The sequence below is a fragment of the Bradyrhizobium viridifuturi genome (assembly GCF_001238275.1).
Lineage (GTDB): Bacteria > Pseudomonadota > Alphaproteobacteria > Rhizobiales > Xanthobacteraceae > Bradyrhizobium > Bradyrhizobium viridifuturi.
In genome coordinates, this window is the sequence record NZ_LGTB01000014.1 from 1 (window position 1) to 22159 (window position 22159).

Genomic DNA, 22159 nt, shown 5'->3' on the forward strand with positions numbered 1-22159 from the left:
GCCAGCATCCTCAACACCGGCGAAACCAATTTCCTCAACGCGAGCACGGCTGGCAATGCCGCGATCATCAACAATCTCAATTTGACGTTCGCGAATTCGAGCACGGCCGGCAACGCCACCATCACGACCAACGATGGTGGCACGACTTCCATTCAAGACACGGCCAGCGGCGGCACCGCGCGCTTCATCCTGAACGGGACAGGTGCGCTCGACATTTCGGGCCTCACGACAGGCGGCACCACGGCCGGGTCGATCGAAGGGGGCGGCACCATCCGGCTCGGCGCCAATACCCTGACGGTCGGCGGCAATGACCTCTCGACGACATTCTCCGGCGTTATCACCCCGGTTTCCGGCGTATTCAGTGGGAACGGCGGGCTGATCAAGGTCGGGACCGGCACGCTGACCCTGACCGGAACCAACACGTATACGGGCGGAACGACCTTTGCATCAGGCACGCTCTCTGTTTCGGGGGATGCCAATCTCGGGGGCCGAACGGGACGATTGATTTTCGATGGCGGCACGCTGGAGGTCAGCGGCGCCGGTTTCACCGCGTCCCGTGCGGTCCAGATCGGGAGCAACGGCGGGACGGTGCAGGTCGACACCGGCTCGCTCACACTATCCGGCGTGATCGCGGACCTTGGCGGCGCAACGGGTGCCGTCACCAAAACCGGCAACGGCACGCTGGTGCTGTCGGGGAACAACACCTACAGCGGCGGCACCATCATCAATGCTGGCATGGTGCAACTGTCCGGCGCCGGCGCGCTGGGCGCGACGAGCGGAACGACGACCGTCAATGGTGGCGGTACGCTCGATCTCGGCGGCACCACGCAGACGCAGGCGGCACTGAAGCTTGCCGGCGGCACGTTGCAGAACGGCTCGCTCAACGGCGCCATCACCTCGACAGGCGGCGCGATCAACGGCCTCGGCGGTGCTGCGAGCCTCGACGCGACCGCCGGCACGACCCTCGTGCTCGGCACCAACACCTATACCGGCGGCACGACAGTGACCAACGCGACGCTGACGGTGAACGGCTCGCTCAGCGATCCGACCATCGGGGCCGGTGGCCTGCTCAACGGCACCGGCTCGGTCGGCGACACGATGATCCAGAGCGCCGGCACCTTCGCGCCAGGCTCCGGCATGCCGGGCACGTTGACGACGGTGAACGGCAATCTCGCATTCCAGTCCGGCGCGTATTATGTCGTGGCGGTCAATCCTTCGACCGCATCCTCTGCCAATGTCACGGGCAGCGCGACGCTCGGCGGTGCCACAGTCAATGCGGCGTTCGCCAACGGCAGCTATATCTCGAAGCAATATACCATCCTGAGCGCGGGCAGCGTCAGCGGCACCTTCGGCGCGCTGACCAACACGAACCTGCCGGCAAATTTCAGCGACACGCTGAGCTACGACGCCGGCCACGCCTACCTCAATCTCACGCTGAACTTCACGCCGCCACCGCCAGGCCCGACCGCACCGAACTTCGGCAGGGGCCTGAACCTCAATCAGCAGCCCGTCGCGAACGCGCTGGTCAACTCCTTCAACACGACAGGCGGCATCCCGATGGTCTACGGCACGCTGACGCCCGCAGGCCTGACGCAGGCCTCTGGTGAACTGGCGACCGGCTCGCAGCAGACCACCTTCGATGCCACGAACCTGTTCCTGGGGCTGCTGACCGATCCGCTCATGAATCGGAACGGGGGAATTGCTGCGGCGCCCACATCGGGCTATGCGGAGGAGGGCGACACAAGCGCCTATGCCGCCACACGCACGACCAACGCGTTCGCGATGTTCACCAAGGCGCCGCCGGTCCCGTTCGTGCCGCGCTGGAGTGTATGGGCGGAGGGCTATGGCGGCTCGCGGTCGAGCAACGGCAACGCCATTGTCGGATCGAACGATACCACCAGCAGCGTGTACGGCACCGTGGTCGGTGCCGACTATCTGTTTTCGCCGAACACCATCGCGGGCTTCGCGCTCGCTGGCGGCGGCACCAACTTCTCGGTCGTCAACAGCGGCAGCGGCCGATCCGATCTGTTCCAGGCCGGCGCTATCTCCGCCACACCGAAGGTGCGGCCTACATCTCCGCGGCATTGGCTTATGGCTGGCAGGACATCACCACCAACCGCATCGTCACGGTCGCCGGCATCGACCAGCTCCGCGCCGAGTTCAATGCCAACACCTATTCAGGCAGGCTTGAAGGTGGCTATCGTTTCGTCGCACCATGGACCGGCGGCATCGGCATCACGCCCTATGCCGCCGGCCAGTTCACGACCTTCGATCTGCCTGGCTATGCCGAGCAGGCCGTCGTCGGCTCACCGGCCTTCGTGCTCGATTATGCCGGCAAGAGCGTCACGGATGTCCGCAGCGAACTCGGCATTCGCACCGACAAGTCGTTTGCGATGGCCGACGGCGTGCTGACGCTGCGCACGCGGTTCGCCTGGGCGCATGACTATGATCCGGACCGGTCGATCGCCGCGACCTTCCAGGCGCTGCCCGGCGCGAGTTTCGTCGTCAACGGCGCGGCGCAGGCCTCCGACTCCGCGCTGACCACGGCGTCGATCGACATGAAATGGCGCAACGGCTGGTCGGCTGCGGCGACGTTCGAAGGCGAATTCTCAGATGTCACCGCTTCCTACGCCGGCAAGGGGGTGGTGCGCTATACGTGGTGAAGGCAGGAATGCCGGAGAAAATCTCCGTCGTCGCGGGCGCAAATAGGGCAACAAACCCACTGCAAAACCGCCGTCTCGCGAAGCGTCCGTTGTTATTTTCCCTGAGATATCGACGACTTAGCCCGAAATCGCCATTTTCTTGATGTGCCCGACCATTCCGGGCACGGAAGGAAGATGTGTCATGCGACAGGTCCAGTCATTGCTCCGCAACGCGCCCGCCAGGATCGGCCGCCGCATTGCGCAGATCGTCGCGATCGCGGCCGCCAGCCTGCCGCAGGCCGGCGCCTAGTTTTCCACCGCAGCGAAGCGCCGCAGTCACGCGCGCCGAATTAACTCAACACCATTTAGCGTTAGTGCTAAAGCGGTACTCCCGGCTCTTCCGGTCCAGCAGGGAGGGTTCCATGTCACGCTTCGTCGTTCATTTCATGAAGGACGTGCTCGGCGGCAATGGCCGCGAGCGCGAGGTCTGCCAGGGTGCGCTCGAGATCGACGCCGTGAGCGAAGGCCAGGCAGGCGAGATGGCCAAGGTCAAATTCTGTCAGGAACAATCGCTGTGCGATTGGTCACTGCATGCCGACCGCATCCGGATCGAAGCAGCCGACTTGCACGTGAGCTGATACGTCAAAAGCCCCGTCCCGATGGCATCGGGACGGGGCTTTTGATTTCGTTTGACGCGTTTTCCTTGCTCGAAAACGCTTTGGCCGATTACTCCGGCAGGATGCGCACCGCGCCCTTGGCGGCGCTGCTCGCGAAGGCCGCATAGGCCTTCAGCGCGGTCGAGACGGCGCGCTTGCGCGGCGCGGCCGGCTTCCACGCCGCGTTGCCCTTGGCTTCCATCGCCGCGCGGCGGCGCTTCAGTTCGGCATCATCGACCTTGAGGTTGACCTTGCGGTTCGGGATGTCGAACTCGATCACATCGCCTTCCTCGACGAGGCCGATCAGGCCGCCTTCGGCGGCTTCCGGCGAGACGTGGCCGATCGACAGGCCGGACGATCCGCCGGAGAAGCGGCCGTCGGTGATCAGTGCGCAGGCCTTTCCGAGCCCCTTCGACTTCAGATAGCTGGTCGGGTAGAGCATCTCCTGCATGCCCGGGCCGCCGCGCGGACCTTCGTAGCGGATCAGCACGACATCGCCCGCCTTCACCTTGTTGGTGAGGATGGCGTCGACCGATGCGTCCTGGCTCTCGAAGATGCGGGCCGGACCGGAGAACTTCAGGATGCTCTGGTCGACGCCGGCGGTCTTCACGATGCAGCCGTCTTCGGCGAGGTTGCCGAACAGCACGGCGAGGCCGCCGTCCTTGGAATAGGCATGCGCGGCGTCGCGGATGACGCCGGCTTCGCGGTCGGCGTCGACTTCATCGAAGCGGCTGTTCTGGCTGAAAGCCTCCTGGGTCGGCACGTTGCCCGGTGCGGCGCAGTAGAAGTTGCGCACCTTGTCGCTCGACGTCCGCACCACGTCCCAGCGGTTCAGCGCGTCGTCCAGCGTCGCGGCGTGCACGGTCGGGCCGTCTGTCGTGAGCAGCCTGGCGCGGTCGAGCTCGCCGAGGATCGCCATGATGCCGCCGGCGTGATGCACGTCCTCCATGTGGACGTCCTGCACCGAGGGCGCGACCTTGCAGAGCACCGGCACCTTGCGTGAGAGACGATCGATGTCGGCCATCGTGAACGGCACTTCGCCCTCGCGCGCGGCGGCGAGCAGATGCAGCACGGTGTTGGTCGAGCCGCCCATCGCGATGTCGAGCGTCATCGCGTTCTCGAACGATTTGAAGTTTGCGATGTTGCGCGGCAGCACCTTGGCGTCGTCCTGCTCGTAGTAGCGGCGGGCGAGATCGACGATCAGATGGCCGGCTTCGACGAACAGGCTCTTGCGGTCGGCATGGGTCGCCAGCACCGAGCCGTTGCCGGGCAGCGCGAGGCCGAGGGCCTCGGTCAGGCAGTTCATCGAATTCGCGGTGAACATGCCGGAGCAGGAGCCGCAGGTCGGGCAGGCCGAGCGCTCGATCACCTCGACCTCTTCGTCCGACACGTTGGAGTCGGCAGCCGCAACCATCGCGTCGATCAGGTCGACCGCCCGCTTCTTGCCCTTGAGCAGGATCTTGCCCGATTCCATCGGACCACCCGAAACGAACACGGTCGGGATGTTGAGGCGCAGCGTCGCCATCAGCATGCCGGGGGTGATCTTGTCGCAGTTGGAGATGCAGACCATCGCGTCGGCGCAATGCGCATTGACCATGTACTCGACGCTGTCGGCGATCAGTTCGCGCGAGGGCAGGCTGTAGAGCATGCCGTCATGGCCCATTGCGATGCCGTCGTCGACCGCGATGGTGTTGAACTCCTTGGCGACGCCGCCGGCCTTCTCGATCTCGCGTGCGACGAGCTGGCCAAGGTTCTGGAGATGCACATGTCCGGGCACGAACTGGGTGAAGGAATTGACCACCGCGATGATCGGCTTGCCGAAATCCTCGTTCTTCATGCCGGTGGCGCGCCAGAGGCCGCGAGCACCCGCCATGTTGCGGCCGTGGGTGGTTGTGCGGGAGCGATAGGCGGGCATCGTAAATCCTTGGGCTATGGCCATTTTTTAAGGGAGATGGCAGCCCTTATGCCTGCCCGTCGATGCGGATTCAAGCGCGGAACCGCATGGCTGGATCGCGCTATTTGACTTCGATCCCGGCAGCGCCGGCGAGGGCAAGCGGAAGACGGGGCGCCGCTGGTTTAGCGGAGCCCTCCTGGCCCGATCTTCTCAGACGCTCAATCCTCGAACCTGAACCTGAACGCGTCGCCATGCCGGACCACGCGGCCTGCCGTCGGAGCAGGGAAGTGCCCCGTCAGCAAATAGCTCGGTGTATCAGCCAACTCCTCCAGCAGCGTCACGCGGGTGGCGAGCGCTGCTGCGGGATCGATGTCGGCGGCATTGGACAGCCAAGGCTCCGCGCACTGGATCGGATGATGGATTACATCGCCGGACATCACGGCATGAGCGCCGCCGCCGTCGAGATGGATCTGCATGTTGCCGGCGGTGTGGCCCGGCGCCGGCGCAAAGCGCAAGCCCGCATCGCGGTCATCGAACAGCAGGTGATTGGTCTCGACGAATTCGGCCTGTCCGGCCGCGACGATCGGTAGCACGGAGTCCTCGAACGAGCCGTGATTGACCGGTGTCGGCGGGCTCGCGCGGTGCGCGGCCTCCCAGTGCCGGAACTCGGCGCGTCCCATCAGATAGCGCGCCTTCGGAAAGGTCGGCACCCAGCGCCCGTTGAGCAGCCGCGTGTTCCAGCCGACGTGGTCAACATGGAGATGCGTGCACATCACGAAGTCGACCTGCTCGGGTCGCACGCCCAGCGCGGCCATGTTTTCCAGATAGGGCTGGTTGAGATTGTCCCACACCGGCACGCGCGGACGTGGCTTGTGATTGCCGCAGCAGGTATCGACGACAGCGGTCCAGCGCGGCGTACGCACCAGATAGGAGTGGTGGCTCAGGATGAAGCGGCCGGTCTCCGGCTCGATATAGCGGTGATCGAGCCAGCTTCGGTTCGCGGCGATGACCTCGTCGGTGACGTTGGCGAACAGCCATGTCTTGTCGAAGGCGAGCGCGGCGATTTCGACCAGCCGGTCGATCCGCATGCTGCCGATGTTGATCTGGCGCATGCCGTGCTCAGTTCTTGATGAGGTCGCCGAACGGCACCCAGCGCGTGCCGTCGTAGCGGATCAGTTTCAGGCTGGTCATCGGCGTATAGTGCTCCTGCGAATTGCCGACCGCCGTGCCGTTGATCAGCATCGGCAGATGCAGATCCCTCATGCTGGTCGCCTGCTTCATCACATTGGCGCGGGTCAGGTCGTTGCCGGAGGCCTTCAGCACCGCGACCAGCGTCTGTGCGATGGTGTAGCCGTAGACATTGAGCCAGTCGCTCTTGTTGGCATCGGGCAAATACTTGTCCATGAAGGCGGCCCATTGCTTGTAGCCGGAATCGTCCTTCAGCGCCGGGTCGGTCGAATCCTTCAGGTATTGGCTCGAGATCACGCCGGTGGAATTGTCGCGGCCGGCGGGTTCGAGCACGCCGCTGATCGAGGCCGAGACATTGGAGATGATGGTGGTGGGCTTCCACCCGATCTCGCCGATCTTGCGGATCGCCTGCGCCGCGAATTTCGGTGTCGCCGCGACCAGCACCACGTCGGCGCCGCTGCTCCTGAGCAGCAATATCTGCGTGTCGACGGTGGGCGCTGACGTCTCATACGGCGCGCGCGCCACGATGGCCTCGGTGCTGCCGAGGCCTTCCTCCAGCGCCTTCAGATAGTCCTTGCCGAGGTCGTCGTTCTGGTAGAGCACGCCGACCTTGGCGTTCGGATGGCTCGCCTTGATGTATTTGGCGTAGGCGATCGCCTCGTCGCGATAAGTCGGCTGCCAGCCGACGGTCCACGGAAAATTCTTCGGATCGTCCCACTTCGCCGCACCCGAGCCGAGGAAGAGCTGCGGCACCTTCCTGTCGTTGAGATATTTGTGCACGGCGCTGTTGGTCGGCGTGCCGACGCCGCCGAAGATCAACAGCACCTCGTCGCTCTCGACCAGGCGGCGTGTCTGCTCCACCGTCTTCGGCGGGCTGTAAGCGTCGTCGGCGATCATCATCTGGATGCGCCGGCCGTTGATGCCGCCCTCGTCATTCACCTTGCGGAAATAGGCCTCCGCCGATTTCGCGATCTGCGCGAAAGCGGAGACAGGACCGGAGAGCGGCGCGGTGGTTCCGATTTTGATCGTCTTGTCATCGGCGCCCGCGTCGTATTTCGGGCTCTCGGCTCGCGCGGCACCTGCGGCGATGAGCGGCAGCAGGACAAGGGCCGCGCGCAAATGAGAGCGGACGAGGTGCGCCATGACGTGATCTCCCCAGATTGCTCTCCGCCTCTTCGGGGCGGAGTTGAAACGCGAGTACTTCGCCTTGCCGGCTGCGGATCGCGACCCGCCCTAGAGCAAACGAACGATCGTTCGTACGATTGACTAGCGAACGATCGTTCGTTAGTCAAGGCGCCATGGCTTCCACATCCAGCGCGGCCGAGGCGGTCGCAACATCCACCCGTGAGCGCATCCTCAGCGAAGCGCTCAGCCTGTTCGCGCAGAGCGGCTATGGCGGGGCCTCGATGCGCGAGCTCGCGCGCCGCGTCGGCATCCGCGAGAGCAGCCTCTACAATCATTTTCCCGGCAAGGCCGCGATCCTCGAAGCGATCGTCAGCGAGCACGGCCCGGCGAGTTCGGCCGACCGGCTCGAGGAGCCGCGCTACCGGCAGCTGGCACGGCGGCCGACCGCGTTCTGCCGCCAGTTCGCGCTCGATCTCGTCGAACAATGGTCCGATCCGCGCGAGCATCAGTTCCAGAAGGTCATCACCGCCGAACGCAACCGTGTGCCCGGCATTCGCGCCAAGTTCGCCGACCATTTCTATGCGCGCGAACAAAGCCTGATGACGGACTACTTCCGCGGCTTCGCGCTGGCCGGATTGATCTCGACCTCGGATCCGCGCGAGGCGGCGCGGCTGTTCGCGGCCGGCCTGATCTATGTCAGGCTCGAACATTATGTGATGGGCGCGGAGGCCTCGCCGCGGTCGAAGGTGATCGAGGCGATCGACCGCTATCTCGCGTTCTTCCTGTCGCTGATTGCGGCCAGGGACGCAGACATCTCGGACAACAAACAACGAAAAAAGGGAGAGACGCGTGGCAAGACTGCCTCTGATTGATCCGGAGACCACCAGCGGAGACATCCGCTCCGCGTTCGACCGCATGCCGGTCAAGCTCAACATCTTCCGCATGATGGCCCATGCCGAGGCCAATGCGATTCCGCTGATGCGGCTCGGCAATTCGATCCTGCACAAGCAGAAACTGTCAGCGGTCAACCGCGAGCTCTTGATCCTGCAAGCCGCGCAGCTCGAGGGCGGCGCCTATGAGTGGCGCCAGCACGTGCCGATCGCGCTCGGCGTCGGCGTGACGCAAGCGCAGATCGATGCGGTCGAGCGCAGCCATTACGACGATGCCGCGCTCAACACCGCCGAACGCGCGCTGCTCGGCTTCGGCCGCGAGGTGGTCGAGAAAGTGCGCGTCGGTGACGCGGCATTCGCCGGTGTTCGCAAGCATTTCAGCGAGCAGGAGATCGTCGAGGCGATCGTGACGCTCGGGTTCTACATGATGATGGCGCGGCTGACCGAGGCGACCGAGACCGATCTCGATCCGGCCGCCGGCATGGCGGTCTATGAGGGCGGCAAGAAGCGGGGTTGATGGGATGTCGGAGACTTCGCAAGAGGCCAAGCCTGAGCGCTACGTCCGTCCCTTAAGTGCGGAATCGTCGGGCTCGGCGCCGGGCAGGGGACGCCTCAACGGCCGCCGCATCCTGGTGGTCGGCGGCGGCCAGCGCGTGTTCGATGCCGCGACCGATCCGATCGGCAACGGCCGCGCCATGAGCCTGCTGTTCGCACGCGAGGGCGCGCAGGTCGCGGTCGCCGACCTCAACCGCGCCTCCGCCGACGACACGGTCGCGCGGATCGCGGCCGACGGCGGCCGAGGTTTTTCGATCGCCGCTGATGTCACCAGGGAGGCCGACGTCATCAGGATGATTGATGAGGCGCATCAAGGCATGGGTGGGCTCGACGGCATGGTGCTGAACATCGGCACCTTCGGCAAGACCGGGCTCGACAATGTCAGCGCCGAGGAGTGGAACCGGATCTACGACGTCAACGTCCGCGGCCCGATGCTGTGCTGCCGCGCCGCGTTGCCGAAATTCGCGGACGGCGGCTCGATCGTCTTCATCTCCTCGATCGCGGCGCTGAAGGCGGGATCGCAGATGGCGGTGTACGATTCCTCCAAGGCGGCGCTCGGCGGCCTGATGCGCAACATCGCGCATACCGGTGCGCGGCGCGGCATCCGTGCCAATTTGGTCTATCCCGGGCTGGTCGACACGCCGAACGGCCGCGAGGCCGGCGCCGGCCGGCCGTCGCGCGGCAAGAGCCAGGTCCCGTTCGGCCGCCAGGCGACGGCGTGGGAGATCGCCTATGCCGTGCTGTTCTTCATGTCGGACGAAAGCGTCTATGTCACTGCACAGACGCTGGCGGTGGATAGCGGGCTGAGCGGGATGTAGCGGGGACTGCTGCACCTCTCGCCGCAGGCGGGGCGAGGTGAAGTGAAGGAGCGTCGCTATTCGGCGGCGATGCTGGTCGGAATCGGAAGCGCCACCTTCGGGCCCGTCTTTGCTGCACGGCGGCTCTTCTTGCCGAAGCGGCTGCCGGCCAGCAGCGCGGCGGCGGCGCGCAGTTGCTCGCGCAGCCATTGATTGGTGGTGTCGCCCTCGGCGGTGGCATGCCAATAGAGATAATTGACGTGCGGGCTGATCGGGAACGGGCAGGGGAAGCACTGCAGCAGCCCGGGGTCCTCCAGCACGGAAGCTGCGCTTTCCGACGCCGTCAGCAGCATGTTGCTGCGGCTCACGACGTGGCAGGCGGTCGCGAAATTCTGGCAGGTCAGGCGAACGGTGCGGGTCAGGCCGAGGCGCTGGAACTGGAAGTCCTCGAACGACAGGCCGCTGCGCCGCGACGTCACGCAGACATGCTCCATGCGCAGATAAGCCTTCTTGTCGAGCCGCGTGCCGAGCTCGGGATGGCCGCGGCGGGCGAACACCGCGATATGCTCGGTCAGGATCTGCTCGCGCCGCACCTCGGTCGAGAGCGGCAATAGCGTGTCGATCGCGACGTCGAGCGTGCCGGCGGCAAGCTCGCGCTCCAGGTTGTTGCGCTCGCTGCGCACGGTGGCGATTTCGACCAGCGGCGCGAGGCTGCTGATCCGGTTGATCAGCGCGCTCAGAATCGGCGCCTCCAGATTGTTGCGCAGGCCGATCACGAACCGCTTCGGCGTCCTGGCCGGATCGAAGCGGTTGGTGTGGGTCAGCGTCGTCTCGAGGCCGTTGAGCGCCTGCCGCACGGTGGTGATGATCTGGCGTGCCAGCGGGGTCGGCGTCATCACGTGATGGCGGCGCACGAACAGCGGATCGTTGAACATCGCGCGCAGCCGGCTCAGCGCATGGCTCACCGCGGGCTGCGTCAGGTTGAGGCGGAAGCAGGCGCGGCTGACGCCGCCCTCGGAATAGATCGCGTCGAACACCACGAACAGGTTCAGATCGATATCGCGCACATGCATGGAAATAATCAATCCGTATCCGTCGAATGCATTTGACGAATATCAGTCGGCACTCTTAAAGTCTCAAGCAAAATAATACCTGGAGGAAACGATGAGCGTGCAATCGCCATCGCGCGGCGTTGCTGTCCCTGCGGCATCATCTCGCTCGGGCTCAATGTTCGCAAAGCCGAGCCAGGAGCAGATCGTGCTCCTGATCACGATCGCGCTGCTGGTGGTGTTCGGCCTGACGCTGAACGGCTTTGCCACCGTCTCCAACCTGCTCAATCTGTTGCGCAGTATTTCCATCCTCGGCGTGCTCGGCCTCGGCATGGGGCTGATCGTGATCAGCCGCGGCATCGACCTCTCCGAGGTCGCGATCATGGCCGGTTCCTGGGCGATCGCGTTGATCTACATGCAGAACGGCATGCCCGTTTTCACGGCAGTGCTGCTGGCGCTGGCAATCGCGGTGCTGATCGGCGTCGTGAACGGCGTGATGGTCGCCTTCGTCGAGGCGCCGGCGCTGTTCGTGACGCTGGCCGCCGGCTTCGTGATCTATGGCCTCGCATTCTGGATCGCGCCGGCCTGGGTGGTCTACGCGCCAAAGGACGCGCCGGGCCTGATGTATCTCGGCGCCGGACGACTGTTCGGCATCCCGGTTCCAATCCTGGTGTTCGCGATCGCGGCGATCGCGATGCACCTGTTCCTGTCGCGCACCTCGGTCGGCCGCTTCATCTATGCGCAGGGCGACAATCCGGAGGCGGCGCGGCTGACCGGCATTCCGCTGCGGCCGCTGATCGTGCTCGAGCACGTGCTGGTTGCGCTGCTCGCCTGGATTGCAGGCCTGGTCTGGGTCGGCACCACGGGCAGCATGCAGATGGCGATCACGCAGGGGACCATGATCTTCGACGTCGTGCTGGTCGTCGTGATCGGCGGCATCAGCCTGATCGGCGGCCGCGGCAGCGTGTTCAGCGTCGTGGTCGGCTGCATCCTGATCGGCACGCTGCTCAACGCCTTCACCATCATGGACGTCAACAGCGAGGTGCAGAACATCATCAAGGGCGTGGTGCTGCTGGCGGCGATCGTGCTCGACAACTGGCTGCATCCCCGCGACGAGGAGACCGCGCGGCAAGGCGACTGAAACGAGTGTCCCCGCGCCAAAATCAATCATAACAAATCCAAATCAATCAAAAGAATTTCTTGTGGAGGAGACGATGAAGACGACGAAGTTCTGGACGATCCTGCTCGCCGGAGTGGCGGTTGCCGCCATGCCGTTCGCGGCATCGGCGCAGGATGAAGGCACCAAGGCCGGGCGCGAATTGCGCGCCGCCTACGACAAGTCGCTGCAGGGCAAGACCATCGCCTATCTGCCGATCGCGCTCGGCGTGCCGCTGTCGGACGAATGGGGCCGCGTGGTGCAGGAAGAGGCCGAGTGGCGCGGCATGAAATATGTCGTGCGCGATCCCAACAACAATCCGTCCGCCATGCAGCAGGCGCTGACCGCGCTGGTCGACCAGAAGCCCGACGTCCTGATCGTGCAGAACCCAAGCGTGACGCTGCTGATGAAGGATCTCAAGCGCGCCGAGGCCCAGGGCACGCATGTGATCCAGGTCAACATGGCCTCGAACTACAAGTCCGGCGCCTTCGTCGGCGTCGACTGGCGCGAAATCGGCAGGATGCTCGCCAACGAAGCCGTCAAGGCCTGCGGCACCGGCTCCGGCAAGTCGGGCAAGGTGCAGATCGTGCAGGGCGAATTGACCGCGGCCGCCAGCGTCGACCAGGTCGGCGCCATCATGGATGTCCTGAACAAGGACCCGAACATCAAGGTGGTGTCGAACCAGGCGGCGAACTGGGACGCCAACACCGCGCTCAACATCACCGCGACCGTGATCCAGCAGCATCCCGATCTCTGCGCCTCGATCGGCTTCTGGGGCATCATGGAGTCGGGCGCCGCGCAAGCGATCCGCAACGCCGGCAAGATCGACGACGTCAAGGTGTTCGCCTCGGGCGAGGGCTCGCAGCTCGATTGCGATCAGGTCACATCAGGCAATTTCAGCAAGTTCCTCAGCTACAAGGCGACCGAGCAGGGCCACGATCTGATGTTCGCAGCCGAAACCCTGCTGATGTCCGGCGACAAGCCCGGCACGAAGAACCTGTCCTACTACACGCGGCCGATCTGGATCGATAAGTCGAACGCCTCGCTCGGCGGCACCTGTTTCGCGCTACCCAAGAAAACTAACAAGGCGCGGGGCAGCCGGCGCGGGGGGCATTCCCGCGCCGGCTGTGACAAGGATCAGAATCCGGACACGTGAAACCGGATCGAGGGAGTGCTTTGAACGATGTCGATGGCAGTTGATTCCTTTGCCGCGTCGGTGCGGCGGTTTTCACCCCGGCTCCTGCTGTCGGAGTTGTTGCTGAAACAGTGGTTCGAGCCGGTCGTTCCGTTCACCGTGATGATCGGGCTGTGGGCCTATTTCGCGCTCACCATTCCCGACTACGCCTCGGTGCAGAACTCGGTGTCGCTGCTGCGGCTGTTCGCCGAATTCGGCTTCGTCGCGCTGGCGATGGGCTTCTGCCTCGTCACCGGCGGCATCGACCTTTCGGTCGGCGCGATCTTTGCGCTGTGCAATTTCGCGGCGCTGTATTTCCTCCTGGTGCGCGAATGGCCGGTCGGTCTCGCGGTGCCGGCGACGCTCTTGGTCGGCGCGCTGCTCGGCAGCATCAACGGCTTCCTGATCGGCTTCCTGAAGACGCGGCCGTTCCTGACCACGCTGGTGACGCTGATCATCCTGCGCGCCTCGGTCAACCTGCTCAACACCTCCTACGCTCAGGTGTTCGCGACCAACTCGGTCGAGAGCGACGCCTGGGATTTCATCGGCGGCGGCAGCGTGCTCGGCATTCCCGTCAATGCGGCGACGCTGTTCGTGGTGCTCTTGATCTGCCACATCTTCCTGTCGCGCTCGCGCTATGGCTGGCATCTCACCGCGATTGGCGCCAGCCGCAAGGCGGCGCGTCATGCCGGCATCCGCGTCCGCCTGATGCTGTTCATGACCTATGTGCTGTCGGGCACGCTGTGCGCGGCGAGCGGCATCTTCTATGCGGCACGGCAGGCCTCGACGGATTCCACCACCGGTGTCGGCTGGGAATTCCAGGCGCTCACGGCCGTGGTGCTCGGCGGCGTGTCGCTGGCCGGCGGCAAGGGCACGGTGTGGCGGGCGATGATCGGCGCGCTGATCATCTTCCTGCTGATCAACGGCCTGGTGCGCATGGGCATCCCGGGCTACGTCACCTCGGCGGTGACCGGCATGATCCTGCTCGCGGCCGTCGGCATCGACGTCAAATGGTCGAAGAACCGCGGCAAGGCGATCCAGAAGATCTATGTCAATCCGGCCTTCGTGCCGCTGGCCTCGGCGCCGGCGGTGCAGCCCGGCTCAGCCTCGCCCTATGCGCAGAACGACCGGCTGATCAAGGCGCAGGCGATCGGCGTCGACCAGGTCGAAGGCCCCGAGGACGTCATCCTCGACCGCCAGGGCCGGCTCTACGGCTCGACCCGCGACGGCAATGTGATCCGCTTCTCCGGACCGAACTTCGAAACCCGCGAGGTGTTCGCCCATATCGGCGGGCGGCCGCTCGGCATGCAGTTCGATCGCGACGAGAACCTGATCGTCGCCGTCGCCGGCATGGGCGTCTACGGCGTCGCGCCCGATGGCCGCATCTTCAAGGTCACCGACGAGACCAACCGCACCTGGTACAAGCTGAACGACGACTCGCGCCTGCGCATGGCCGACGACCTCGACATCGCGCCCGACGGCAAGATCTATTTCAGCGACTGCACCACGCGCTACGAGATGACCACCAACACCCTCGACATCCTCGAGGGCCGGCCGAACGGCCGCGTGGTCTGCTACGATCCGGCGACCAAGACCACGCGCACGGTGATCAATCACTTCTATTTCCCGAACGGGATCTGCGTCTCCCACGACGGCAAGTCGATCCTGATCGCGTCGACCTCGCTGTGCAAGGTGTTCCGGCACTGGATCGACGGTCCGAACAAGGGCAAGACCGAAGTGCTGATGGACGAGCTGCCGGGCAATCCCGACAACATCAACCGCGCCTCCGACGGCACCTACTGGCTGGCGCTGGTCGGCATCCGCACCCCGACCTTCGACCTCGCCGCGCGAAAGCCCGGCTTCCGCTTGCGCATGGTCAAGCAGGTGCCGACCGACGAGTGGCTGGCGCCCGCGCTCAACCATGGCTGCGTGCTGAAGTTCAACGAGAAGGGCGAGGCGCTGGAGTCGTGGTGGGACCCGACCGGCATCTCGCATTCGACCCTGACCTCGATGCGCGAGCACCAAGGCTATCTCTATCTAGGCGGGCTCGAGAACAACCGGATCGGCCGCATCAAGCTCGACGGCGTCGACGACAGCTGGACCGGCTACGATGCCTATTGGGGCGCGAAAAGCAGGGTGACGAAATAAAGGGCTTCTTCGATCATCTGCTGCGCGACATCCGCAGCGTCGTCGACCGCGACGGCGGCCAGAACGCGATCCCGCCGCTCGACGGCGCACTGAGCCCGAACGACCGGCTCGACACCGCGGTGCCGATCGGCGAGCCGTTGCCCGGCATCGACGACGTGATCGCCGCCGGCGACGGCGCGGTCTATGTCTCCGCGGGCCGAAAGGTGCTGAAGCTCAGCGGCGCGGATTTCTCGACCCGCACTGTCGTCGCCGAGTTCGAGGACGATGCCGGCGGCCTCGCGCTGCATCCGGACGGCCGCCTGCTGGTCTGCGTCGCGGGCAGGGGGCTGGCCGCGATCCATCCCGCAAAGCCCGCGCCGCGCTGGCTGGATGCGGTCGGCGGCAGCGCGCTCACGGGGTTGTTGTCGGTCACGGCGGCGCCCGATGGCCGCATCTATGCGGTCGAAGGCAGCATCGGTCGCCGCCCGAGCGAGTGGCGGCACGATCTGATGGAGAAGCGGGCCAATGGCCGCCTGATCGGCTGCGGCGCCGGCCTCGACAATCCGCAGGTGCTGCTGCGCGACCTGCCATATCCCTATGGCGTGATGGTATCGGCCGACGGCAACAGCCTGTGGCTCACCGAGAGCTGGGCGCACCGCCTCAGCCGGTTCGCGCTCACTGCGGACGGGCTTGGCCCGCGCGAGACCATCGCCGCCAACATGCCGGGCTATCCGGCGCGGCTGCGTCCCGACGGTCATGGCGGGCTGTTGCTCGGCATGTTCGCGCGCCGCACCCATCTGATCGAGTTCGTGCTCAAGGAAGACGATTTCCGCGAGGAGATGATGGCGACGATGCCGCCCGACTACTGGGTGGCGCCGGCGCTGGTCGGCGGCAGCGATTGCCTGGAGCCGATGCAGATCGGCAGCGTCAAGGCGCTCGGCATCCAGAAGCCGTGGGCGCCGCCGCGCTCCTATGGCCTGCTGGTGCATCTCGATGCCGAGGGCGATGCGACCGACAGCCTGCACAGCCGCGCCGGCGGCCGTTTCCACGGCATCACCGCCGCCTGCGCGACGCCTTCAGGCATCGTGATCGCGGCGCGCGGCGTCGGACGGCTGCTGCGCTACACGGGAGAGCTGCGATGAATGACGGCGTGATGCAGGCAGCAACCGCGACCCAGTCCGCAGCCAGCGAGCCGGTGCTGCGGATCAGCAACGGCTCCAAGATCTATGGCGGCGTCCACGCCATCGAAGGCGTCAATTTCGATCTCTATCCCGGCGAGGTGCATGCGCTGGTCGGCGAGAACGGCGCCGGCAAGTCGACGCTGTGCAAGGCGATCGCGGGCGCGATCAATCTCACCTCGGGCGACTATCTGCTGGACGGGAAGCCTGCCAATTTCGAGCAGCCGCGCGACGCGCTCGATGCCGGCATCTGCATGGTCTATCAGGAGACCAGCCTGGTGCCGACCATGACCGCGGCGCAGAACATCGAGCTCGGCAACGAGAAGCTCTTGACGCGCTTCCGCACGCTGAACATCCAGGCCCAGCAGCTGTTGCAGTCGCTCAACTTCCACGTCGATCCGGCTACTCCGGTGGCGCTGCTCGGCACCGCCAAGAAGCAGATGGTGGAGATCGCGCGCGCGATCTACAACAAGGCGCGCATCATCATCTTCGACGAGCCGACGGCATCGCTGACGCCGGAGGAGATCGTCCATTTCTTCCATCTGGTGCGCGACCTGCGCGCCCGCGGCGTCTCCATCATCTACATCTCGCACGCACTGGAGGAATCGCTGCAGATCGCCGACCGCATCACCGTGCTGCGCGATGGCAAGCTGGTGATCACTGCGCCCGCCAAGCAGCTGACCCGCGACGCGCTGGTGCAGCACATGGTCGGGCGCGAGGTGGCGCAGGCGGTCTATGGCGGCAAGGCCAAGACCCACCAGCGCCGCGAGAAGGTGCTGACGGTCGAGAACGTCACCATGGGCATGGCGGTCAAGAACATGTCGTTCTCGGTCTATGCCGGCGAGGTGGTCGGCATCGCCGGCCTGATCGGCTCCGGCCGCACCGAGATCGCCAAGATCGTCTACGGCGCGCTGAAGCGCAATCTGGTCAATGGCGGCACCATCCGGCTGCGCGGCAAGCCGATCCGCTACCGCGTGCCGCGGCAGGCGATCAATGACGGCATCGCCTACATCACCGAGGACCGCAAGGCCAACGGCTTCTTCGAGACCATGGTGGTCGACGACAACGTCTATATCGGCAGCCTCGCTACAAAGAAGGGCTGGAGCTTCCTGTTGTCGCGCGCAAAGCGTAGCAAGCTTGCCAATTACTGGGTCGACCGGCTGAAGATCAGCGCGCTGCAGCGCAAGGCCAGGATCATCGAGCTGTCCGGCGGCAACCAGCAAAAGGTGGTGTTGGCCAAGACCCTGGTGCAGGAGCCCTCGATCATCTTCTTCGACGAGCCGACGCGCGGCGTCGATGTCGGCACCATCCCGCACATCCACGGCGAAATCCGCCGTCTCGCCGACGAGGGCAAGGCGGTGGTGGTGATCTCGTCGTACCTGCCGGAGATCCTCGCAGTGTCCGATCGCATCCTGGTCGCCCGCACCGGCCGCATCGTCGCCGAGTTCGACGCGGCGGACGCGACCCAGGACAAGATCCTGTACGCCGCCGTGCATTGAAGGCCGCGACGTCGGCCCCGACTTCTCTCCATCGTCATTCCCCGGTGCGCAATTGCGCACGGGAGCAGGGACCGATAGCCACCAATCGCTGTTGTTTTGCAGCGCTGGGGCCGCGGCCTAATTTCAACAACAAAGGCCTGGGGTTATGGGTCCCTGCTTGCGCGGGGACGACGGTTGTGGTGCGGCCAAACCTGCCCTTGACAATTATTTTAAGTATAAAATATTATCTCCCCCATCGGCCCGCTGGAGTAAGTGTTCCGGCCGCCGAACCCAACGGGAGAGCGCCATGCGCATCGTTTGCATTGGAGGCGGGCCGGCCGGGCTTTATTTCGGCATCCTGATGAAGATGCTGGATCCCTCGCACGTCATCTCCGTGGTCGAGCGCAACCGGCCCTATGACACGTTCGGCTTCGGCGTGGTGTTCTCGGATGCGACCATGGACAACATGCGCAAATGGGACCCGGTCACCGCCGACACGATCGAGCAGGCCTTCAATCACTGGGACGACATCGAGGTCCTGATCAAGGGCCGCCGCATGCGCACCACCGGGCACGGCTTCGTCGGCATCGGCCGCAAGCGGCTGCTCAACATCCTGCAGGCACGGGCCGAGGAGCTCGGCGTCGAATTGATCTTCGAGCGCGAGGTGAATTCCGACCTCGAGTTCCCCGATGCGGACCTGATCGTGGCGTGCGACGGTGTGAACTCGAAGGTTCGCGTCAAATACGCCGAGACGTTCCAGCCCGACATGCTGATGCGGCCGAACCGCTATATCTGGCTCGGCACCAACCGCCCGTTCGATGCCTTCACCTTCGATTTCCGCAAGACCGAGCACGGCTGGTTCCAGGCGCATATCTACAAGTTCGAGGACGGCGCGGCGACCTTCATCGTCGAGACCACCGAGGAGGCCTATCTCGCCCACGGCCTCGACAAGATGGAGCAGGGCGACTCCATCGCGTTCTGCGAGAACGTGTTCAGTGAGATCCTTGAGGGCCATCACCTGGTCTCCAACGCGCGGCATCTGCGCGGCTCGGCGTGGCTGTCGTTTCCGCGGCTGATCTGCGGCAAGTGGACTGCGTTCAACGGCAACAGCCATGTCGTGCTGATGGGCGATGCCGCCCATACCGCGCATTTCGCGATCGGCTCGGGTACCAAGCTGGCGCTCGAAGATGCGATCGAGCTCACCAACCAGTTCAAGATCCACGGCGCGACCAAGGACAGCATCCCCGCGGTGCTCAAGGCCTACGAGGAACTGCGACGCGTCGATGTGGCGCGAATCCAGAACGCGGCGCGCAACGCGATGGAATGGTTCGAGGTGGTCGGCTCGCGTTATGCCGACACGCTGGAGCCCGAGCAGTTCATGTACTCGCTGCTGACCCGCTCGCAGCGGATCAGTCACGAGAATTTGCGGCTGCGCGACAAGACCTGGCTCGAGGGCTATGAGCGCTGGTTCGCCGAGCGCAACGGTGTGCCCGCCACCAACGACCGCGTCACGCCGCCGATGCTGACGCCGTTCCACATCCGTGGCCTGTCACTGCATAACCGCATCATCGTTTCGCCGATGGCGATGTATTCGGCGGAGGAGGGCGTGCCGAACGATTTCCATCTGGTGCATTTCGGCTCGCGCGCGCTCGGCGGCGCCGGCCTGTTGTTCACCGAGATGACCTGCGTCTCGCCGGAGGCCCGGATCACGCCCGGCTGCTGCGGGTTGTGGAACGACGCGCAAGGCACGGCCTACAAACGCATCGTCGACTTCGTGCATCGCAATTCGGAAGCGAAGATCGGCATCCAGCTCGGCCATGCCGGCCGCAAGGGCTCGACCCGCGTCGCCTGGGAGGGCATGGACGAGCCGCTGCCGGACCACAACTGGCCACTGGTGTCGGCCTCATCGGTACCTTACCTGCCGGACGGCCAGGTGCCGGAGCCGATGAGCCGCGCCGAGATGGACGAGGTGCGCGAGCAGTTCGTTGCCGCCGCCAGGCGCGCCGCGAGCGCGGGCTTCGATATTCTGGAGCTGCACTGCGCCCACGGCTATCTGCTGTCGAGCTTCCTGTCGCCGCTGACCAACCGCCGCACCGACGAGTATGGCGGATCGATCGAGAACCGCGCGCGTTATCCGCTGGAAGTGTTCCGCGCCGTCCGCGCGGTGTGGCCGGAGGACAAGCCGATGTCGGTCCGCCTGTCCTGTCACGACTGGGCCGAGGGCGGCAACACGCCCGAGGACGCGCTCGCTTTCGCGAAACTGTTCAAGCAAGCCGGTGCGGACCTGATCGACTGTTCGTCGGGGCAGGTCTGGGCCGACGACCATCCGATCTATGGCCGGCTCTACCAAACGCCGTTCGCCGACAAGATCCGCAACGAGGTCGGTATCGCCACCATCGCGGTCGGCGCGATCTCGGAGGCCGACCACGCCAACTCGATCATCGCCGCCGGCCGCGCTGATCTCTGCGCCATCGCGCGGCCGCATCTCGCCGATCCGGCCTGGACGCTGCATGAGGCCGCCAAGATCGGCGTCAAGCAGATCGCCTGGCCGAAACAGTATCAGTCGGGCAAGTCGCAATATGAGGCCAATCTCGAACGCGCGGCCGCAGGAGGAAAGGCATGACGAGGTTCTGGCCCAGCGCACATGCGCTGGTCACCGGTGCCGGCTCCGGCATCGGCGCCGCGACGGCGATCGCGCTCGCGAAGGCTGGCGTGCGCGTCAGCATCGCCGGGCGCCGGATCGAGGCGCTGAAGGCGACCGCGGCGTCGCTCGGCAAGCAGTCGGGTGCCGTCGTGTCGATCGACGTAACCGACGAAGCCGCGGTGACCAAGGGGGTCGCTGAGATCGAGGCCGCGGCCGGCCCGATCGATATCCTCGTCAACAATGCCGGCAAGGCCGGCAGCGCGCCGTTCGACAAGACGAACGCGGCGCTGTGGGCCGATATGCTGGCCAGCAATCTCTCCAGCGTATTCCTCGTCACGCAGGCTGTGTTGCCCGGGATGGCGCAGCGCGGCCGCGGCCGCGTGATCAATGTCGCTTCGACCGCCGGTCTCACGGGTTACGCTTACGTTTCGGCCTATGTCGCGGCGAAGCACGGCGTCATCGGGCTGACGCGCTCGCTGGCGCTGGAATATGCCCGGCGCGGCGTCACCGTGAATGCGGTCTGCCCCGGCTATACCGATACGCCGCTGGTGGCGGATGCCGCCGCCAACATCGTCGCCAAGACCGGACGCAGCGAGCAGGAGGCGCGGGCCGCGCTCGCAAAAGTCAATCCGATGCAGCGGCTGGTCACGCCGGAGGAGGTCGCCGACAGCATCCTCTGGCTCGCCTCCGAGGGGGCATCGTCAGTCAACGGACAAGCCGTCGCAATCGCCGGCGGCGAAGTCTTTACCGGGTGAAGGAAAAATCATGTCCGAGATGAAAGCAAAGCTCCGGCCGTTCAAGGATTATCCCGCAAAGCACTTCCGCTGGTCGACGGATGCGAGCGGTCGTGTCGCGACCATTACGCTGAACCGGCCAGACAAGAAGAACCCGCTGACCTTCGAATCCTACGAGGAGCTGCGCGACCTCTTCACCAACCTCAAATCTGCCTCCGATGTCCGCGCCATCGTACTGACCGGCGCCGACGGCAATTTCTGCTCCGGCGGCGATGTGTTCGAGATCATCGAGCCGTTGACGCGGATGGCGATGCCGGACCTGCTCGCCTTCACCCGGATGACCGGCGAGGTGGTACGGGCGATGCGCAAATGCCCGCAGATCATCGTCGCCGCGATCGACGGCATCTGCGCCGGCGCCGGCGCGATGCTGGCGCTGGCGTCCGACCTCAGGCTGGCGACGCCGCAGGCCAAGACCGCGTTCCTGTTCACCCGGGTCGGCCTTGCCGGCGCCGACATGGGCGCGTGCGGGCTGCTGCCGCGCGTAATCGGGCAGGGCCACGCCGCCGATCTGCTCTATACGGGGCGCGCGATGAGCGCCGACGAAGGCTTTGCTTGGGGCTTCCACAACCGCCTGGTGCCACCGGCCGAGCTCGCGGCTGCCGCGCAAGAGATGGCACGCTCGCTTGCGGATGGACCGTGGTTCGCGCATGGCGTGACGAAAACGATGTTCAACCAGGAATGGGCGATGGGCGTCGACGAGATGATCGAGTCCGAAGCCCAAGCGCAGGCGATCTGCATGGTGACGGGCGACTTCCGCCGCGCCTTCGAGGCCTTCGCTGCCAAGAAGAAGCCGGCGTTCGAGGGCAATTGAG

Annotated in this window: 17 protein-coding genes and 1 pseudogene; 14 read left to right on the forward strand and 4 right to left on the reverse strand. The window is 65.2% G+C overall.

Features of this window, described 5'->3' with window-relative positions; all coding sequences use genetic code 11:
- Nucleotides 1-81: 81 nt before the first annotated feature.
- The 3 genes and pseudogenes from ALC15_RS46200 to ALC15_RS14415 all read left to right on the forward strand — a co-directional run.
- A pseudogene (locus tag ALC15_RS46200) lies at nt 82-705 on the forward strand (autotransporter-associated beta strand repeat-containing protein); the annotation flags it as partial.
- Between the two features lie 1124 nt (nt 706-1829).
- Entirely contained in the window at nt 1830-2663 is an 834-nt protein-coding gene (locus ALC15_RS46205; protein ID WP_244486100.1) for an autotransporter outer membrane beta-barrel domain-containing protein, read from the forward strand.
- A 401-nt stretch (nt 2664-3064) separates the two neighbouring features.
- Nucleotides 3065-3280, forward strand: coding sequence for a hypothetical protein (locus ALC15_RS14415; protein WP_050627797.1), 216 nt, complete (start codon nt 3065-3067; stop codon nt 3278-3280).
- 88 nt (nt 3281-3368) lie between these two features.
- On the opposite strand, the gene ilvD is transcribed toward ALC15_RS14415, so the two are convergent.
- From ilvD to ALC15_RS14430, 3 genes are all read right to left on the reverse strand, one after another.
- A complete protein-coding gene (gene ilvD, locus ALC15_RS14420; protein WP_050627798.1) occupies nt 3369-5213 on the reverse strand; it encodes a dihydroxy-acid dehydratase in 1845 nt (614 codons plus the stop codon).
- Between the two features lie 197 nt (nt 5214-5410).
- A complete protein-coding gene (locus tag ALC15_RS14425) occupies nt 5411-6304 on the reverse strand; it encodes an MBL fold metallo-hydrolase (protein WP_050627799.1) in 894 nt (297 codons plus the stop codon).
- Between the two features lie 7 nt (nt 6305-6311).
- Complete coding sequence (locus tag ALC15_RS14430) at nt 6312-7523, reverse strand: ABC transporter substrate-binding protein (RefSeq protein WP_050627800.1); 1212 nt, start codon at nt 7521-7523, stop codon at nt 6312-6314.
- 155 nt (nt 7524-7678) lie between these two features.
- Between ALC15_RS14430 and ALC15_RS14435 the strand changes: the two genes are divergently transcribed.
- The 3 genes from ALC15_RS14435 to ALC15_RS14445 are packed head-to-tail and all read left to right on the forward strand — an operon-like array spanning nt 7679 to nt 9768.
- Complete coding sequence (locus ALC15_RS14435; RefSeq protein ID WP_050627801.1) at nt 7679-8377, forward strand: TetR/AcrR family transcriptional regulator; 699 nt, start codon at nt 7679-7681, stop codon at nt 8375-8377.
- Nucleotides 8355-8912, forward strand: a complete 558-nt coding sequence (locus ALC15_RS14440; RefSeq protein ID WP_050627932.1) for a carboxymuconolactone decarboxylase family protein — start codon at nt 8355-8357, stop codon at nt 8910-8912. The genes ALC15_RS14435 and ALC15_RS14440 overlap by 23 nt, the downstream gene beginning before the upstream one ends.
- 4 nt (nt 8913-8916) lie before the next feature.
- A complete protein-coding gene (locus ALC15_RS14445) occupies nt 8917-9768 on the forward strand; it encodes an SDR family NAD(P)-dependent oxidoreductase (RefSeq protein ID WP_050627802.1) in 852 nt (283 codons plus the stop codon).
- Nucleotides 9769-9824: 56 nt separating this feature from the next.
- On the opposite strand, the gene ALC15_RS14450 is transcribed toward ALC15_RS14445, so the two are convergent.
- Nucleotides 9825-10820 carry a LysR family transcriptional regulator gene (locus tag ALC15_RS14450; protein ID WP_050627803.1) on the reverse strand — a complete coding sequence of 332 codons (996 nt, stop codon included), beginning with the start codon at nt 10818-10820 and terminating at the stop codon, nt 9825-9827.
- A gap of 91 nt (nt 10821-10911) precedes the next feature.
- On the opposite strand from ALC15_RS14450, the gene ALC15_RS14455 reads away from it, so the two are divergent.
- From ALC15_RS14455 to ALC15_RS14490, 8 genes are all read left to right on the forward strand, one after another.
- A complete protein-coding gene (locus ALC15_RS14455; RefSeq protein ID WP_244486084.1) occupies nt 10912-11937 on the forward strand; it encodes an ABC transporter permease in 1026 nt (341 codons plus the stop codon).
- Nucleotides 11938-12010: 73 nt separating this feature from the next.
- Nucleotides 12011-13108: a sugar ABC transporter substrate-binding protein gene (locus tag ALC15_RS14460; RefSeq protein WP_128089517.1), complete on the forward strand. Its 1098-nt coding sequence runs from the start codon at nt 12011-12013 to the stop codon at nt 13106-13108.
- Nucleotides 13109-13135: 27 nt separating this feature from the next.
- Complete coding sequence (locus tag ALC15_RS14465; RefSeq protein WP_050627806.1) at nt 13136-15274, forward strand: ABC transporter permease; 2139 nt, start codon at nt 13136-13138, stop codon at nt 15272-15274.
- The gene (locus ALC15_RS14470) at nt 15244-16395 is read left to right on the forward strand and encodes an SMP-30/gluconolactonase/LRE family protein (RefSeq protein WP_094193887.1); all 1152 of its coding nucleotides are present in this window, start codon (nt 15244-15246) and stop codon (nt 16393-16395) included. The genes ALC15_RS14465 and ALC15_RS14470 overlap by 31 nt, the downstream gene beginning before the upstream one ends.
- Nucleotides 16392-17930 (forward strand): sugar ABC transporter ATP-binding protein, encoded by a 1539-nt coding sequence (locus ALC15_RS14475; protein WP_244486085.1) that lies wholly within the window; start codon nt 16392-16394, stop codon nt 17928-17930. Before ALC15_RS14470 ends, ALC15_RS14475 begins: the two co-directional genes overlap by 4 nt.
- Before the next feature lie 286 nt (nt 17931-18216).
- Entirely contained in the window at nt 18217-20532 is a 2316-nt protein-coding gene (locus tag ALC15_RS14480) for a bifunctional salicylyl-CoA 5-hydroxylase/oxidoreductase (RefSeq protein ID WP_050627807.1), read from the forward strand.
- Nucleotides 20529-21308: an SDR family NAD(P)-dependent oxidoreductase gene (locus ALC15_RS14485; RefSeq protein ID WP_050627808.1), complete on the forward strand. Its 780-nt coding sequence runs from the start codon at nt 20529-20531 to the stop codon at nt 21306-21308. The genes ALC15_RS14480 and ALC15_RS14485 overlap by 4 nt, the downstream gene beginning before the upstream one ends.
- A gap of 10 nt (nt 21309-21318) precedes the next feature.
- Entirely contained in the window at nt 21319-22158 is an 840-nt protein-coding gene (locus tag ALC15_RS14490) for an enoyl-CoA hydratase family protein (RefSeq protein WP_050627809.1), read from the forward strand.
- The last annotated feature ends 1 nt before the right edge of the window (nt 22159 follow it).